Genomic DNA, 14,233 nt, shown 5'->3' on the forward strand with positions numbered 1-14,233 from the left:
CGCCGAGGCTCGCCAGCAGCCCGGCAACGGTTCGCGCCAGCAGGATGCCCAGCAGCAGGCCGCTCATGATAGTACCGACCACTTTGCCGCGTTTTTCCGGGGAAGCCAGCGTCGCGGCGAGGGGAACCAGAATTTGCGCCACCACCGAGAACAGCCCCGTCAGCGCGGTGCCGATAATCATCATCGTTAACGACTGGCTGCTGGCGGTGATCAACATTCCGCCCGCCGCCAGCAGCGTCATGGAGACGATAAGCATCCGGCGCTCAAACATATCGCCTAATGGCACCAGGAACAGCAGCCCGGCCGCATAGCCGAGCTGTGCTGCGGTGACAATAAAGCCGGCGGAGCTGGCTGAAAGATCGAAGGCGCGTGCGATGGTGTCGAGCAGTGGTTGTGCGTAATAGTTGCTGGCGACGGCCAGACCCGTTGCCACGGACATTAAAAGGATGAGTGCGGGGCTAAGCCCTTGAGTTGTTTTTGTCATTAGTTTCAGGAATCGTGAGTTAAGTGATTATTTTTCCGGAAACATAATAACCAATGATGGTGAATGTTGGGGAATTGTTATGTGTGTGTTTGTGCGGTTAAGCCCCTCACCATAACCCTCTCCCGAAGGGAGAGGGAACGCTAACACCCTCTCCCTTCGGGAGAGGGCTGGGGTGAGGGGAAAGTACTTTACTTCTGCGCCTCAAGCGCCTCTTTCACCCAGCCATCGAACTGCTGCTGGTGGGCTTTGATCCAGCCATCCACGTGGCCTTTGATATCTGCTTCGGATGATTTACCCGCGTGCATCATCGCGTTCTGGGCGTTAATGTCAGCCAGCGGCAGTTTCATCACCGAGAACAGCTTCGCCGCCGCAGGGTTTTTCTCGGCCCAGGCTTTGTTCGCCACGATATGCATGGTATTCACCGGGAAGCCATAGTTCATGCCATTTGGCAGTTTGGTGTCGATATCTTTCTGCTCGCCCGGCAGGGAAGAGAAGGGCACCTGCAACCACACCACGTCTTTGCCCGGCTTCAGCACGTCGCTCACCCAGTACGGCGTCCAGGTGTAGTAGATCACTGGCTTGCCTTCTTTAAAGCGGGCGATGGTGTCGGCCATCATCGCAGAGTAATTGCCGTGGCTCACGTCGACGGTCTTAGCCAGATCGAAGGCTTTGTTCTGGTGGTTAATCACCGCTTCACAGCCCCAGCCCGGCGAGCAGCCCATCATGTCGGCTTTACCGTCACCGTTGGTATCAAAGAGTTTGGCGATCTTCGGATCTTTCAGCTGTTCAATATTGGTGATGTGATACTTATCGGCGGTTTTCTTGTCGATCAAATATCCCTGCGCAGCGCCGGTCACAAAGGTGCCTTCACGGTAGAATTTCTTGTCACCGCCTGCGGCGGCATACATATCGTCGTGCAGCGGCTGCCAGTTCACGGCGGTAAAGGTGGCATCGCCGGAGGCAATAGAGGTATAGCCCACGTTGTAATCCACTTCGCTGGCGGTATTCACCGTATAGCCCAGTTTCTCCAGCGCACGGCTGACAATCTGGGTCTGGAAGGACTCTTCCGAAATGGTGCTCTGCACCGGCTGCACGGTAATGCCTTTGCCCGGCAGGTCAGCGGCAACTGCGCTGGTGGAGACAAGGGTCGCAAACGCTGTGGCAAAAAGTACGTTATGTCGCATCGTTGTTCCTTATTTTGTGAATGGGCGGGTGAGTAACCCGACAGGGCCGGTGGTGTACCAGCGACGGTTGCCGCGACTGCGTGAATCACGACCGACAGCCTGGGTCAGGCGGTCAAGAATGATGGCGAGGATCACAATCCCGACGCCGCCGACGGTCGCCAGCCCCATATCGAGACGGCCAATGCCGCGCAGTACCATCTGACCTAACCCGCCAACGGCAATCATTGAGGCGATCACCACCATCGACAGCGCCAGCATCAGCGTCTGGTTAACACCTGCCATAATGGTCGGCATCGCCAGCGGAAGCTGAACCTTAAACAGCATCTGACGCGGGCTGGCGCCGAACGAGCGCGATGCCTCTATCAGATCCGCAGGCACCTGGTTAATGCCCAGAATGGTCAGACGAATAATTGGCGGAAGGGCGAAGATAATGGTCACGACCACCCCCGGTACGTTACCGATGCCGAACAGCATCACGATAGGCACCAGGTAAACGAACGCTGGCGTGGTCTGCATCGCATCCAGCAGCGGGCGGATAATTTTCGCGGCCCGGGGGCTGCGCGCCAGCCAGATCCCCATCGGCAGGCCGATCACCACGCAGAACAGCAGGGCGGTCAGCACCAGCGCCAGGGTGATCATCGCCTGAGACCACGCGCCAATCGCGCCGATGGCAATCAGGGAGATCAGCGTGGCGATCCCCATACCCGCGCTGCCGAACTGCCATGCGATCAGCGAGAACAGGATAATCGCCACCGGCGCGGGCATGCCCAGCATCAGCTGCTGGAAGCCGTTCAGGATGTAATCCACCGGGATGCGGATCCCCTGGAACACCGGACGGAAGTGGGTAACGACCCAGTCGATCCCCTCCGTTACCCAGCTATCCAGCGGGATCAGCGTCTTGTGGAACGGATCCATAATATTGAAATGCTCTGGGGCAGGCGCCGGTGCGCTGTTGAGCCAGTCTGCCGCGCCGCCGCCATCGGCAGGCGCAGGCGTCGAACCCCACGCATCGGCAGATTGCGCCGCGCTGTCCGCTGCTTCAGTGGTGCCCCATGGGTTTGATTGATCAGCCATTGTTTGTCCCCTCGCGATCTAAAGCCTGTAGCAGCATCCGTTTTGAGATGATGCCAACGTACTGTTGTTCTTCACCGACGACCGGCACGGCGCACGGCGCCTGACCCACGTGAGAGAGCAACTCGCTGAGCGGCGTTTCGGCGTCCACGGCAAGCGGAGCATCAATCAACGCCGCATCGATTCCCTGGTTTTCGCTCAGGGCGGTTTTCAGGGAGTCGATGGAGACAACGCCGACAAATTTATTGCCGCGTTCAACCAGATAACCGTATTCACGGTCTTCGTCCTGCAACAGCTTCAGCGCGGAGCGCGGACCAAAACCTGGCGTTTTTCGAATAATGCCGTTTGGTGTTCGACGGGCAATATCTTTCGCACTGAATACGTGGCTAATATCCACGCCGCGGAAGAAGGTGCGCACATAATCATTCGCCGGATTATTGAGAATTTCATCCGGTGTGCCGACCTGCACCACTTCACCATTTTGCATAATGGCGATACGGTCACCAATACGCATGGCTTCATCCAAATCGTGAGAAATAAAAACAATGGTGCGCTGATGTTTGGCCTGTAATTTTACCAGCTCATCCTGCATCTCGGTGCGAATTAAGGGATCGAGCGCCGAGAAGGCTTCGTCCATTAATAAAATATCCGGATTAATCGCTAATGCGCGCGCTAATCCCACACGCTGACGCATACCGCCGGAGAGTTCATCCGGATACGCATGAGCATAATTTTCCAGCCCGACCTGACGCAGTGCATCAAGGGCTTTTTCCTGACGTTCCTGAGCGGGGATACCGGCTAACTCCATGCCAAAGGCGGTATTATCGAGTACCGTCATGTGCGGCATCAGTGCAAATGACTGAAACACCATCGCAATTTTCTTTCTGCGCACCTCGCGGAGTTCCGCGTCTGATATTCTGGCGATATCAACGCCGTCAATCAGCACCTGTCCGCGGGTGGGTTCAATCAGGCGATTGAGAAGGCGAACCATAGTGGATTTACCCGAACCGGATAATCCCATGATGACAAAAATCTCGCCTTCTTCAATGGCCAGACTGGCGTCTTTAACGCCAAGCGATAGCCCGGTTTTTTCCAGAATTTGCTCTTTCGAAAGGCCTTTCTCAATATATTTGAAAGCACGCTGCGGGTGCTCGCCAAATACTTTATAAAGATTTTTCACTTCTAATTTAATTGCCATGCAATAGAGAGTGTCCTGTTATTTGTTTATGTCGATATGATTACCATGGTAAATAGTTAACTGGCATTACCCTAACATACTCAGAATCTGAGACAACCCTGGGCCAGCCGAAGGCCAGAATTTTGCCGCAAGCGAAACGGCTGAATTTCCCATGAATAAAGGGATGAGGGCGGTTTGAATTTTTCTCAATTTTTTGCTGCTGCATGGGGAAATTTCGCCTGAATCGGTGTGTTTCAGGCGAATATGACGGGGAAATTACAGTGTAGTACCTGGTGGAATATTTGGCTGGAAATAATGAAATGCAGAGTTAATTAATGAACGTTAATTCATTCATTAAAAATCCCAGTCCTCGTCTTGCGTCTCCACCGCTTTACCCATCACGTACGACGAGCCGGACCCGGAAAAGAAGTCGTGGTTTTCATCGGCGTTGGGCGACAGCGCCGCGAGGATCGCCGGGTTCACTTCCGCCATTTCCGGTGGGAATAACGCTTCGTAGCCCAGGTTCATCAGCGCCTTGTTGGCGTTGTAGCAGAGGAAGGCTTTTACGTCCTCTTCCCAGCCCGTTCCGGCGTACAGCTCCTCGGTATAACTCAGCTCGTTGTCATACAGATCCATCAGTAAATCGAGGGCAAAACCTTTGAGTTCCTCGCGTTTTTCCGGGATGACTTTCTCCAGTCCTTTCTGGTACTTATAGCCGATGTAATACCCGTGTACCGCTTCATCGCGGATGATGAGGCGAATCAAATCGGCGGTGTTGGTGAGCTTGCCCCGGCTCGACCAGTACATAGGCAGCCAGAAGCCGGAATAGAAGAGGAAAGATTCCAGGAATACGCTGGCGATCTTCTTCTTCAGCGGCTCGTCGGCCCGGTAATATTCCAGCACCAGATCTGCCTTGCGCTGCAATGACGCGCTCTCTTCACTCCAGGCGTAGGCGGCGTCCACGTCTCTGGTCTGGCACAGAGTGGAGAAAATCGAGCTGTAAGAGCGGGCATGCACCGCCTCCATAAAGCTGATATTCGACATTACCGCCTCCTCGTGCGGGGTCAGCGCATCACTCATCAGCGCGGGCGCACCCACGGTATTCTGAATGGTGTCCAGCAGCGTCAGGCCGGTGAAGACGCGGATTGTCAGCTGCTGCTCGGCATGGCTCAGAGTTTGCCAGGCCGGAATATCGTTGGAGAGCGGCACCTTTTCCGGCAGCCAGAAGTTGCTGGTCAGGCGGTTCCATACCTCCAGGTCTTTATCATCCTGAATTTTGTTCCAGTTAACGGCGCTTACGCGTGACAGTTTCATCCATTCTCCTTACAGCGCGCAGGACACGCAGCCTTCAATTTCGGTGCCTTCCAGCGCGAGCTGGCGCAGGCGAATGTAGTACAGCGTTTTGATGCCTTTCTTCCAGGCGTAGATCTGCGCTTTGTTGATATCCCGCGTGGTGGCGGTGTCCGGGAAGAAGAGCGTCAGCGACAGCCCCTGATCCACATGTTTAGTCGCCTCGGCGTAGGTATCAATGATCTTTTCCGGGCCAATTTCATAGGCGTCCTGGTACAGAGCCAGATTCTCATTGGTCATAAACGGGGCAGGGTAGTAGACGCGCCCGGTTTTGCCTTCCTTACGGATTTCAATCTTCGACACGATGGGGTGGATGCTCGACGTGGCGTGATTGATATAGGAAATGGAGCCGGTTGGCGGCACCGCCTGAAGGTTCTGGTTATAAATGCCGTAGCGCATCACCTCTTCACGCAGCTGTTGCCACATCTCACGCGTCGGCAGGGTGATGCCAGCGCGGGCAAACAGCGCGCGTACTTTTTCGGTTTTCGGCTGCCAGTCGCCTTCCAGATACTGGCTGAAATACTCTCCGCTGGCGTAGCGGGACTGCTCAAAGCCTGCGAACCGCTGGTGGCGTTCGCGCGCCAGCATCATCGAGGTATGCACCGCATGCCAGGTGACGGTGTAGAAATAAAGGTTGGTGAAATCCAGCCCTTCGGGGCTGCCGTAGGCGATGCCCTCCCGCGCCAGATAGCCGTGCAGGTTCATCTGCCCAAGGCCGATGGCATGCGACGCGGCGTTGCCCGCTTCAATAGACGGTACGCTGCGGATGTGGCTCATGTCTGATACCGCCGTCAGTCCGCGAATGGCGGTCTCTACCGTGCGGCCAAAATCGGGAGAGTCCATGGTGTGGGCAATATTCAGCGACCCGAGGTTACAGGAGATATCCTTGCCCACGTCCGCGTAGTCGAGGTTCTCGTCGTAGCTGGACGCGCTGTTGACCTGCAAAATCTCCGAGCACAGATTGCTCATGTTGATGCGCCCGCCAATCGGGTTGGCGCGGTTCACCGTATCCTCGTACATGATGTACGGATAACCGGATTCAAACTGAATTTCAGCCAGCGTCTGGAAGAAATCCCGGGCGTTGATGGTTTTTTTACGAATGCGATCGTCGGCCACCAGCTCGTCGTACAGCTCGCTTATCGCCACGTCGCCAAAGGCTTTGCCGTAAATCCGCTCAACATCATACGGTGAGAAGAGCGCCATGTCGGCATTCTCTTTAGCCAGCTTAAACGTGATATCCGGGATCACCACGCCGAGCGACAGGGTTTTAATGCGGATCTTTTCATCGGCGTTTTCACGTTTGGTATCCAGAAAACGCAGAATGTCCGGGTGGTGCGCGTGCAGATAAACCGCACCCGCGCCCTGACGCGCGCCAAGCTGGTTGGCGTACGAAAAGGCATCTTCCAGCATCTTCATCACCGGGATGACGCCGGAGGACTGATTTTCGATGCGCTTAATCGGCGCGCCCGCTTCCCGCAGGTTCGAAAGCAGAAATGCCACACCGCCGCCGCGTTTCGAAAGCTGTAGCGCCGAATTTACCGCACGGCCAATCGACTCCATATTGTCTTCAATACGCAGCAGGAAGCAGGAGACCAGCTCGCCGCGCTGGGCTTTCCCGCAGTTAAGGAACGTTGGCGTGGCGGGCTGGAAGCGGCCGGAGAGGATCTCCTCCGTGAGACTTTCGGCCAGCACTTCATCGCCCTGCGCCAGCGTCAGCGCCGCCATCACCACCCGATCTTCAAAGCTTTCTAAATAGCGTTTGCCGTCAAAGGTTTTCAGGGTGTAGCTGGTGTAATACTTCCACGCGCCGAGAAACGTCTGGAAGCGAAAACCGCTGGCGTGCGCCCGTTCAAACAATGCCACCACGAAGGCGCGGTCGTAGCGGGTCAGGACACGCTCTTCGTAATAACCCTCTTTTACCAGCCAGTCGAGACGTTCCTGCTGGCTGCCAAAAACGATGCTGTTCGGGCGCACATGAGCGGCAAAAAAGGCGTCCACCGCCTCACGATCTTTATCAAACTGAATGCGCCCCTCCCGGTCATAGAGGTTTAGCATGGCGTTTAATGCGTGGTAATCCGGCGTTGCCTGAATCACGCGCTCTGCGGTTGTCGTTGCCAAAATTCGTTCTCTCCTTTACGCACGTTCTCTACGTCCTGCTGTGTCCCCATCAGTTCAAAACGATAGAGATACGGCACGCCGCATTTTTGAGAGATGACATCCCCGGCGCGGGCAAAGGCCTCGCCGAAGTTGCGATTGCCTGCGGCGATCACGCCGCGAATCAGCTGCCGGTTATGGGGATCGTTCAGAAAGCGGATCACCTGACGAGGCACAGCCCCTGCGGTGCCGCCACCGCCATAGCTGGGCACCACCAGAATGTAGGGTTCGTCTACCTGAATACGCTCCCGCTCGTTCAGCGGAATGCGTATCGCGGGCAGCCCGAGACGCTCCATAAACCGAAGCGTGTTTTCCGAGCTGCTGGAAAAGTAGACCAGCGTGCTCATGCACTGACGCCCTGAGCGGCAAGGCGGTTGATCATGTCCGGACGGAAGCCAGACCAGCTGGTGTCGCCGGCAACCACAACCGGAAGCTGACGGAAACCCTGCGCCCGCAGGGTGTCTGCCGCGTCGGGCACCTGATCAATATTGACCATCTCAAATGCCACGCCGCGGCTCTCCATCGCCCGTTTCGTGGCGTGGCACTGAACACAATCGTTACGAGTGTAAATAATAATGCTCATGATTCGCATTTCCATTTAGAATGAGAGGACGGCGCGAGTAAACGCGTCATATTGTGTGTCTTACTAAAGGGAATACTAGATGTAGTTTATATAAGTTTCAACCACACAAGATATGGGAAATTCAGATTAATAAGGCCCCGATGATGAGCCTGGCGGGGCAGGGCGGGCTGCACGGTTTTTTCAGGTTGTCAGGCAAAGAAAAGCCCCGGCGCCTGAGGCTACCGGGGCTAAGAACGCGCGCTTACTTACGCAGACTAAGCAGGGCGCCGACAAAAATCCCGACCGCCGCGACCGTTCCCAGCGTACAAAGCGGTTTTTCACGTACGAAGGTGGTGGCGCAGCTGGCCATGTCGCAGGCCGCCTGAGTGGTACGTGAGCGGCCGTTCATCCTTGCCCGCGTTTCACGCAGCAGAGACTGAGCCTTACGTTTCGCGGCATCTGCTTCGTCCTTCGCGTCAGAGCCCCAGGATTTCAATACGGCTTCCAGCGTGTCCGCTAATTGGCTGACATCGTTACGAATATCCTGTGTGTCGTCATTAATATCGTTTCGGTTCGGTCTGTTAAACATACGATCCTCCATAATTTGTGTTCCCGTTTAGTTTAGTCCAGAAATGTAATATCTGAAGCGAGTCACGGCTTATCGGGCAGTTTATGGAATATTCTGAAAGCCCTGCTAATGCTGAATACTGTAAGGTTGCCGGGCAGGAATGATAATGAGGAAAAGATATGTATTTACGACCCGATGAGGTGGCGCGCGTTCTTGAAAAAGAAGGGTTCACCATGGATGAGGTAACATCAAAAGCGTACGGATATCGCCGTGGTGAGAATTATGTTTACGTCAACCGTGAAGCAAGAATGGGGCGTACTGCTCTCATTATTCACCCGACACTCAAAGACAGAAGCCTGTCATTTGCTGAGCCCGCCTCGGATATTAAAACCTGCGATCATTATCAGCAATTTCCGCTCTATTTAGGCGGCGAGACGCATGAACATTATGGTATTCCGCACGGTTTCAGCTCGCGTATGGCGCTGGAGCGATTCCTGAAAGGGCTGTTTGGCGACGTACAATAACTCTGCGACTGGCATGAGCCAGTCGCCTTACCTTACGCTTTTGCCTGGCTATAAGGGCTGACTTTGAACAGGCGGCGGCAGTAGTCAAGAAAGTAACCGTACACCGCACCCATCAGCATGGATACCACGATATTTGAACTTACCGCAGCGGCGATTTGATGCCAGTCTGCGCCCACCGTCAGCAAAATAAACACATACACCGGGGACTGGAACGTCACGTAAGCCAGCACGTCCGCCAGGTTTTTTACCCAACCCGCCGGGCTAATACGCCGGGCTAAACGCATCACTGCATCGCGGTACAGGCCGTACGGCCAGGCGATCATGATATTCACCGGAATGGCCACCAGGCGCGACGAGAGAGATTGCTCAAAGGACATTCCCGACAGGAAAATTTCAATCAGCATATTCACGACGGAACAGTAAACGACCATCGCGAACGTATCCGCTACCGCATGGCGCAGGCGAGACTGCGGTGAGAACATGTCTGAACTCCTCGAACAGGACAAAAAAGTGGCGTTTTACCTGCGGCCTTTAGTGCTTTAGGTTGGTTTGTTTTGAGTGTATAGCGTATCTCTCTGGCTTTTAACTAACAAGTAGTGATTAATTTTTATTTACTGGCGCTTTAGCCATAAAATTCTCTAAAATTGTGCGTTTTTTGCGCGCTTCGTTATTTTCTCTCCTCGCGCCTATTTTAGTGAAATATATCAATGAATTAGATTATCTATGCGCGTGTGAAACCTCTGTTGTGTGGGATTTTGGAGGCGGTTTTTTGAACGGTTTAAAACAGGGTTTTTTGGCCTGGGGAAGGGCGGTATATTACGCTTTAAAACAGACATATATTTCAGGGTTATATTAACGGGATATTCTAAAACATTTACAATAATGTCAAAACGTCAGGGTGGGTAGATATCAGAACCAAAATCAATTATTCTGTTGCCTGATTTATGTTATACACACGAAGAAAGGTTTTTCATTATTATGGCTTTAACGTTACAGAATCTTAATAATATTCGTACCCTCCGGGCGCTGGCACGTGAATTATCCATGGATGTTCTGGAAGAAGTGCTGGAAAAATTCCGGATTGTCACTGAAGAAAAACGCAGCGAGCAGGCTGAATTAGAGCGTCAACGCGCTGAACAGCAGGATAAAATTAATGCTCTGCTGGAACTGATGAAAGCTGACGGTATTTCTCCGAGCGATCTGTTAGGCAGTGACCTGGCGCAGGCGGGTCAGCCGACGAAAAAACGTAAAGCGCGTGCGGCGAAATATCGTTTTATTGACGCGAACGGTGAAGAAAAAACCTGGACCGGTCAGGGACGTACGCCAAAGCCAATTGCGACCGCACTGGCAAACGGTAAATCGCTGGACGATTTCCTGATCTGATGATTATTCGGGCGGTGTATTCCGCCCGATTATTGACTTAGCAGACGCCAAAGTCACCTTCTTCGGAGTACAGAACTACGTCCGCCGCTTTCAGGTGATATTTCTCGCCCTGCTCATCGCTGGCCTGCACGGCCACAATGTTTTCACCATTCACTTCGAGCACTTTCAGTTTCGGACCGCCCTGACGCGGTTGGACATAATCACCGACAGAAAACATAGCACCTCCTCATCATTGTCATGATCTTCACCATAGCCCACGTCCGGGACGGGGTACAGCCTAATCTTTCAGATACTCCTTATCAGGTACGTCGGTTCCACGGCATCACTTTCAGAAGTCGCGCCATACCGCAAAAACCTGTCACTCCGGCGAACAGCAGCCCGACGCCCACAAAACCGCTCAGCAGGAAAAAACCGCTGGAGACGCTGTAACCCAACACCACGCCGCAGAGGATCAGCAGCCCGGCAGCGATCTGCACCTGACGCATCAGCGGAAGCGGCTGCGATCGATCTTCAACGGTCAGCAGCCCGGCCTGTTTCCAGCCCTGAATGCCTCCCTCAACCACACAGGCGTTCGCAGGGGATGCTGCCTGCGCCAGACGAGCAGCATTGTTTGAGGTTCGTGCGCCGGACTGACAGTGGAAAATCACCGTTTCTCCCGGCGCCGCGTTAAGCCCGCCGGGTAACGAATCCAGCGGAATGGAGTGCGCCGCCGGAATATGCTCGCGGGCATACTCGTCGGGGTCGCGAATATCGATAAGTTTGGCGCCTTCAGTAATAAGCGCGTTTGCCTGCTGCGGCGAAATAAGAGGAAGAGACATTATGTTTCCTTACGGTCAATTTCAGAACAGTAGAGCATTTAAGGCCGGGTTTAAGCCAGTGTAAAGAGGGTAAAGGCAGGTAAAAGCGCGAGAGACGAATGGCAGTTACCCGTAAACTGGCTACGCTTAGAGAAGTGTCTTTTATAATTTTCAATTGGTTAGCTTGCACGGAGTTATTTATGGGTTTTTGGCGCGTTGTTTTTACGATTATTCTCCCGCCGCTGGGCGTGCTGCTTGGCAAGGGGCTGGGCTGGGCGTTTATTCTGAATATCCTTCTGACCATCCTGGGCTACTTCCCCGGTCTTATCCACGCATTTTGGGTTCAGACGAAGAGCTAGGTACGCCACAGTAAGTCACTGTAGATCCGGGTCAGCACGCCTTCGGGGCCAAATTGCTGTTTTATCCAGCGCGTGACCTGACCGGTCGCCGCATGCTGCGTGGCGAGCAGCATGCGCGAATCCTGGCGCGGATTATTGATTCGCCGCGTTACCAGCAGCCCATCCTCCACCGCCTCACGCGTCATGTATTCCGGTAAAAATCCAATACCTTCCCCCAGGATCTGACACTGGCATTTCGTGTTGAAGTCCGGCACCAGAATCGCCTCCTGACCGTGAAGCAGCCAGCCCACCTTCTTATTGATGGTATGCGCGGTATCCTCGACCATGATATTGGGATACAGACGCAGCTGACTTTCGGAGATGGGCTCCGGGGCGAACGCCAGCGGATGCGTGGGCGCGATGGCAAATACCCAACGGATCGCTCCTATCTCGGTATAATCAATGCCGCCGCCGTCCAGCAGCGTATCCGGCGCGCCAATGGCGATATTGGCCTGATTATTAATGATGGAATCCCAGACGCCGTTATACACCTCGGTTGTCACCGTGATCTGGCAGGTGGGAAACTGTTTTTTCAGCACCTGGAGCAAACGCGCGGTATGGCGTGGCGTATACAAAAGCTGATTTATGCAGATGCGCACCCGCGTCTCAATGCCCTGAGAAATGGTATCAATCCCGCGCTTGATGGCATGAAAGTCATTCAGCAGGTCGGTCGCTTTACGATAAAAATAAAAACCGGATTCGGTCAGCTCAATGCTGCGCGTGTTGCGTACAAACAGCACCACGTCCAGGCCGGTCTCCATGCGTTTGATGGTGTAACTGATGGCCGAGGTGGTTACGCCCAGCTCGGCAGCCGCTTTGCTAAAACTGCCAAAACGTGCCGCGGTGGTGAAGGCCAGCAAATTCTCTTCGGTAAAGATGGAATTCATATTATGGCTCCTGGTGACCATCAGTTTTGAACATATTTTAACACTGGCGTTACATCATAGTTGATGTTGGTCACAGTTCTGTATTTTTACGTAGGGCCGCGCTGTGTAAGGCTTTTTCAGCCATAAGGATAATGCAGCCTGAAGTGTGTAAAAGCGGTAAAACATAAGAAAAAGGTTGCACAGACGCACGTTTCTCCCGGACCGTTGAATTTAACTCAACAATGAATTGCGTGTCGATGAATGATTTTTAAGCGGATTCTTTTATGACCAGGCTGTTGCTATTCTCAGGCCATCAGAAGTGAAACATAGGGAGTCTGAATATGTCTGCAACTGCACTGGTTACAGAATTTCTGCTGGCGGCAGAAGAGGGCAATATCGACGCGCTAAAAGCCTGCCTGGAAAAAGGCGTGGATATTAACGTAACCAACCGCCAGAAAAGAACCGCCATTATTATTGCCAGCCTGAAAAAGCATTACGCCTGTGTGGAATTTTTAATTGCCGCCGGGGCGGATATTGATAAACAGGACCAGACCTGTTTTAACCCCTTCCTGATCAGCTGCCTGACCAATGATTTAACCCTGCTGCGCATTGTCCTTCCGGCGGATCCGGATCTCGACCGTCTGACGCGCTTTGGCGGCGTGGGCATTACCCCTGCCAGTGAAAAAGGGCACGTTGAAATCGTGCGTGAGCTGCTGGAAAAAACCGACATCAACGTCAACCACACCAATTTTGTCGGCTGGACGCCGTTGCTGGAGGCCATCGTATTAAACGACGGCGGCGCAAAGCAGCAGGAAATTGTGAAGCTGCTGCTGGATCACGGCGCGAACCCGCACATGACCGATAAATACGGCAAAACCCCGCTCGAACTGGCGCGGGAAAAAGGCTTCAACGCGATCGCAGACCTGCTGCTGGCGGCAGGCGCGTAGCGCATTCGGTCAGCCTTCCCCTGGCTGGCCGTTACTGAAAAAACGCATTGTTACCGACGTGCATTTAGCACGACGGCGGCCCCCTTTTATCTTAAACAGGTGAAAATAATGCCAACCAAAATCGTCATAAAAAAGAATACGTATTTCGATTCGGTTTCCTTAATGTCGGTTTCCACCAAAGCCAATAAATTGCCGGGCGTCGAGCAGGCGTTTGTGGCGATGGCGACGGAAATGAACAAAGGCGTATTAAAAAACCTCGGGCTATTAACGCCGGAATTAGCGGACGCGAAAAATGGCGACCTGATGATCGTGATTAAAGGCGACGCGGCAAATGATGAAACCCTGGCCTCCATTGAAGCGCTGTTCACGCGTAAAGAGCGCACGGGCTCCCATGAAGCACGCTACGCGTCGATTGCCAGCGCCAAAACTCATCGTCCGGACAGCAACCTGGCGGTGATTTCCGTCAACGGCACCTTCGCCGCCCGGGAAGCGCGTCAGGCGCTGGAAAACGATCTTAACGTGATGCTGTTCTCCGATAACGTATCGCTCGACGACGAGCTGGCGCTGAAGCAGCTGGCGCATGAAAAGGGTCTGCTGATGATGGGGCCAGACTGCGGCACCGCCATTATCAACGGCGCGGGGCTGTGCTTCGCCAACGCGGTGCGTCGCGGGACGATTGGCATCGTTGGCGCCTCCGGTACCGGCAGCCAGGAGCTGAGCGTGCGCATTCATGAGTTCGGCGGCGGCGTGTCGCAGTTGATCGGCACC

17 protein-coding genes and 1 pseudogene are annotated in these 14,233 nt (G+C 54.0%); 5 read left to right on the top strand and 13 right to left on the bottom strand.

Features of this window, described 5'->3' with window-relative positions; genetic code table 11:
- The 9 genes from DD606_RS21295 to DD606_RS21335 form a co-directional block, all read right to left on the bottom strand.
- Nucleotides 1-484 (bottom strand): MFS transporter (locus tag DD606_RS21295; RefSeq protein ID WP_129259085.1); only part of this gene is annotated, 484 nt, incomplete at its 3' end.
- Between the two features lie 188 nt (nt 485-672).
- Complete coding sequence (gene proX / locus DD606_RS21300; protein WP_017382774.1) at nt 673-1,668, bottom strand: glycine betaine/L-proline ABC transporter substrate-binding protein ProX; 996 nt, start codon at nt 1,666-1,668, stop codon at nt 673-675.
- Nucleotides 1,669-1,677: 9 nt separating this feature from the next.
- Nucleotides 1,678-2,742 (bottom strand): glycine betaine/L-proline ABC transporter permease ProW, encoded by a 1,065-nt coding sequence (gene proW / locus DD606_RS21305; RefSeq protein ID WP_015571659.1) that lies wholly within the window; start codon nt 2,740-2,742, stop codon nt 1,678-1,680.
- On the bottom strand, nt 2,735-3,937 hold the full coding sequence (gene proV / locus DD606_RS21310) for a glycine betaine/L-proline ABC transporter ATP-binding protein ProV (protein WP_022651720.1): 1,203 nt from the start codon (nt 3,935-3,937) through the stop codon (nt 2,735-2,737). Before proV ends, proW begins: the two co-directional genes overlap by 8 nt.
- A 333-nt stretch (nt 3,938-4,270) precedes the next feature.
- Nucleotides 4,271-5,230, bottom strand: coding sequence for a class 1b ribonucleoside-diphosphate reductase subunit beta (gene nrdF / locus DD606_RS21315; protein WP_032660089.1), 960 nt, complete (start codon nt 5,228-5,230; stop codon nt 4,271-4,273).
- Nucleotides 5,231-5,239: 9 nt separating this feature from the next.
- The gene (gene nrdE, locus DD606_RS21320) at nt 5,240-7,384 is read right to left on the bottom strand and encodes a class 1b ribonucleoside-diphosphate reductase subunit alpha (protein ID WP_045351100.1); all 2,145 of its coding nucleotides are present in this window, start codon (nt 7,382-7,384) and stop codon (nt 5,240-5,242) included.
- On the bottom strand, nt 7,357-7,767 hold the full coding sequence (gene nrdI, locus DD606_RS21325) for a class Ib ribonucleoside-diphosphate reductase assembly flavoprotein NrdI (RefSeq protein WP_129259087.1): 411 nt from the start codon (nt 7,765-7,767) through the stop codon (nt 7,357-7,359). The genes nrdE and nrdI overlap by 28 nt, the downstream gene beginning before the upstream one ends.
- Nucleotides 7,764-8,003, bottom strand: coding sequence for a glutaredoxin-like protein NrdH (gene nrdH / locus DD606_RS21330; protein WP_017382770.1), 240 nt, complete (start codon nt 8,001-8,003; stop codon nt 7,764-7,766). Before nrdH ends, nrdI begins: the two co-directional genes overlap by 4 nt.
- Before the next feature lie 241 nt (nt 8,004-8,244).
- Entirely contained in the window at nt 8,245-8,571 is a 327-nt protein-coding gene (locus tag DD606_RS21335) for a DUF883 domain-containing protein (RefSeq protein WP_017382769.1), read from the bottom strand.
- A gap of 158 nt (nt 8,572-8,729) precedes the next feature.
- Here DD606_RS21335 and DD606_RS21340 point away from each other — a divergent pair, with 158 nt between their 5' ends.
- On the top strand, nt 8,730-9,074 hold the full coding sequence (locus tag DD606_RS21340; protein ID WP_006811693.1) for a DUF2002 family protein: 345 nt from the start codon (nt 8,730-8,732) through the stop codon (nt 9,072-9,074).
- Between the two features lie 32 nt (nt 9,075-9,106).
- Here the strand turns inward: DD606_RS21340 and alaE are convergent, their stop codons facing one another.
- Complete coding sequence (gene alaE / locus DD606_RS21345; RefSeq protein ID WP_022651718.1) at nt 9,107-9,556, bottom strand: L-alanine exporter AlaE; 450 nt, start codon at nt 9,554-9,556, stop codon at nt 9,107-9,109.
- A gap of 496 nt (nt 9,557-10,052) precedes the next feature.
- On the opposite strand from alaE, the gene stpA reads away from it, so the two are divergent.
- Nucleotides 10,053-10,457: a DNA-binding protein StpA gene (gene stpA, locus DD606_RS21350; RefSeq protein WP_022651717.1), complete on the top strand. Its 405-nt coding sequence runs from the start codon at nt 10,053-10,055 to the stop codon at nt 10,455-10,457.
- 37 nt (nt 10,458-10,494) lie between these two features.
- On the opposite strand, the gene DD606_RS21355 is transcribed toward stpA, so the two are convergent.
- Nucleotides 10,495-10,674: a hypothetical protein gene (locus tag DD606_RS21355; protein ID WP_003862199.1), complete on the bottom strand. Its 180-nt coding sequence runs from the start codon at nt 10,672-10,674 to the stop codon at nt 10,495-10,497.
- 82 nt (nt 10,675-10,756) lie between these two features.
- Complete coding sequence (locus DD606_RS21360) at nt 10,757-11,275, bottom strand: rhodanese family protein (RefSeq protein WP_129259089.1); 519 nt, start codon at nt 11,273-11,275, stop codon at nt 10,757-10,759.
- Nucleotides 11,276-11,454: 179 nt separating this feature from the next.
- Between DD606_RS21360 and DD606_RS21365 the strand changes: the two genes are divergently transcribed.
- A complete protein-coding gene (locus DD606_RS21365) occupies nt 11,455-11,613 on the top strand; it encodes a YqaE/Pmp3 family membrane protein (RefSeq protein WP_003862203.1) in 159 nt (52 codons plus the stop codon).
- Here DD606_RS21365 and DD606_RS21370 read toward each other — a convergent pair.
- On the bottom strand, nt 11,610-12,539 hold the full coding sequence (locus DD606_RS21370; protein WP_015571650.1) for a LysR substrate-binding domain-containing protein: 930 nt from the start codon (nt 12,537-12,539) through the stop codon (nt 11,610-11,612). The genes DD606_RS21365 and DD606_RS21370 overlap by 4 nt on opposite strands.
- A gap of 320 nt (nt 12,540-12,859) precedes the next feature.
- On the opposite strand from DD606_RS21370, the gene DD606_RS21375 reads away from it, so the two are divergent.
- The gene (locus DD606_RS21375; RefSeq protein WP_022651715.1) at nt 12,860-13,465 is read left to right on the top strand and encodes an ankyrin repeat domain-containing protein; all 606 of its coding nucleotides are present in this window, start codon (nt 12,860-12,862) and stop codon (nt 13,463-13,465) included.
- A 108-nt stretch (nt 13,466-13,573) separates the two neighbouring features.
- Nucleotides 13,574-14,233: pseudogene (locus DD606_RS21380) on the top strand (FdrA family protein); the annotation flags it as partial.

It is taken from the genome of Enterobacter cloacae complex sp. GF14B, assembly GCF_004136805.1.
Taxonomy (GTDB): domain Bacteria; phylum Pseudomonadota; class Gammaproteobacteria; order Enterobacterales; family Enterobacteriaceae; genus Enterobacter; species Enterobacter hormaechei_C.

What these genes read in the sequence shown, in the direction of transcription:
- DD606_RS21365 (WP_003862203.1), top strand. Translation starts at nt 11,455, where the DNA reads ATGGGTTTTTGGCGCGTTGTTTTTACGATTATTCTCCCGCCGCTGGGC.
- DD606_RS21375 (WP_022651715.1), top strand. Translation starts at nt 12,860, where the DNA reads ATGTCTGCAACTGCACTGGTTACAGAATTTCTGCTGGCGGCAGAAGAG.
- DD606_RS21340 (WP_006811693.1), top strand. Translation starts at nt 8,730, where the DNA reads ATGTATTTACGACCCGATGAGGTGGCGCGCGTTCTTGAAAAAGAAGGG.
- DD606_RS21360 (WP_129259089.1), bottom strand. Translation starts at nt 11,275, where the DNA reads ATGTCTCTTCCTCTTATTTCGCCGCAGCAGGCAAACGCGCTTATTACT.
- alaE (WP_022651718.1), bottom strand. Translation starts at nt 9,556, where the DNA reads ATGTTCTCACCGCAGTCTCGCCTGCGCCATGCGGTAGCGGATACGTTC.
- DD606_RS21355 (WP_003862199.1), bottom strand. Translation starts at nt 10,674, where the DNA reads ATGTTTTCTGTCGGTGATTATGTCCAACCGCGTCAGGGCGGTCCGAAA.
- nrdF (WP_032660089.1), bottom strand. Translation starts at nt 5,230, where the DNA reads ATGAAACTGTCACGCGTAAGCGCCGTTAACTGGAACAAAATTCAGGAT.
- DD606_RS21335 (WP_017382769.1), bottom strand. Translation starts at nt 8,571, where the DNA reads ATGTTTAACAGACCGAACCGAAACGATATTAATGACGACACACAGGAT.
- nrdI (WP_129259087.1), bottom strand. Translation starts at nt 7,767, where the DNA reads ATGAGCACGCTGGTCTACTTTTCCAGCAGCTCGGAAAACACGCTTCGG.
- DD606_RS21370 (WP_015571650.1), bottom strand. Translation starts at nt 12,539, where the DNA reads ATGAATTCCATCTTTACCGAAGAGAATTTGCTGGCCTTCACCACCGCG.
- proW (WP_015571659.1), bottom strand. Translation starts at nt 2,742, where the DNA reads ATGGCTGATCAATCAAACCCATGGGGCACCACTGAAGCAGCGGACAGC.
- proX (WP_017382774.1), bottom strand. Translation starts at nt 1,668, where the DNA reads ATGCGACATAACGTACTTTTTGCCACAGCGTTTGCGACCCTTGTCTCC.
- nrdH (WP_017382770.1), bottom strand. Translation starts at nt 8,003, where the DNA reads ATGAGCATTATTATTTACACTCGTAACGATTGTGTTCAGTGCCACGCC.
- proV (WP_022651720.1), bottom strand. Translation starts at nt 3,937, where the DNA reads ATGGCAATTAAATTAGAAGTGAAAAATCTTTATAAAGTATTTGGCGAG.
- stpA (WP_022651717.1), top strand. Translation starts at nt 10,053, where the DNA reads ATGGCTTTAACGTTACAGAATCTTAATAATATTCGTACCCTCCGGGCG.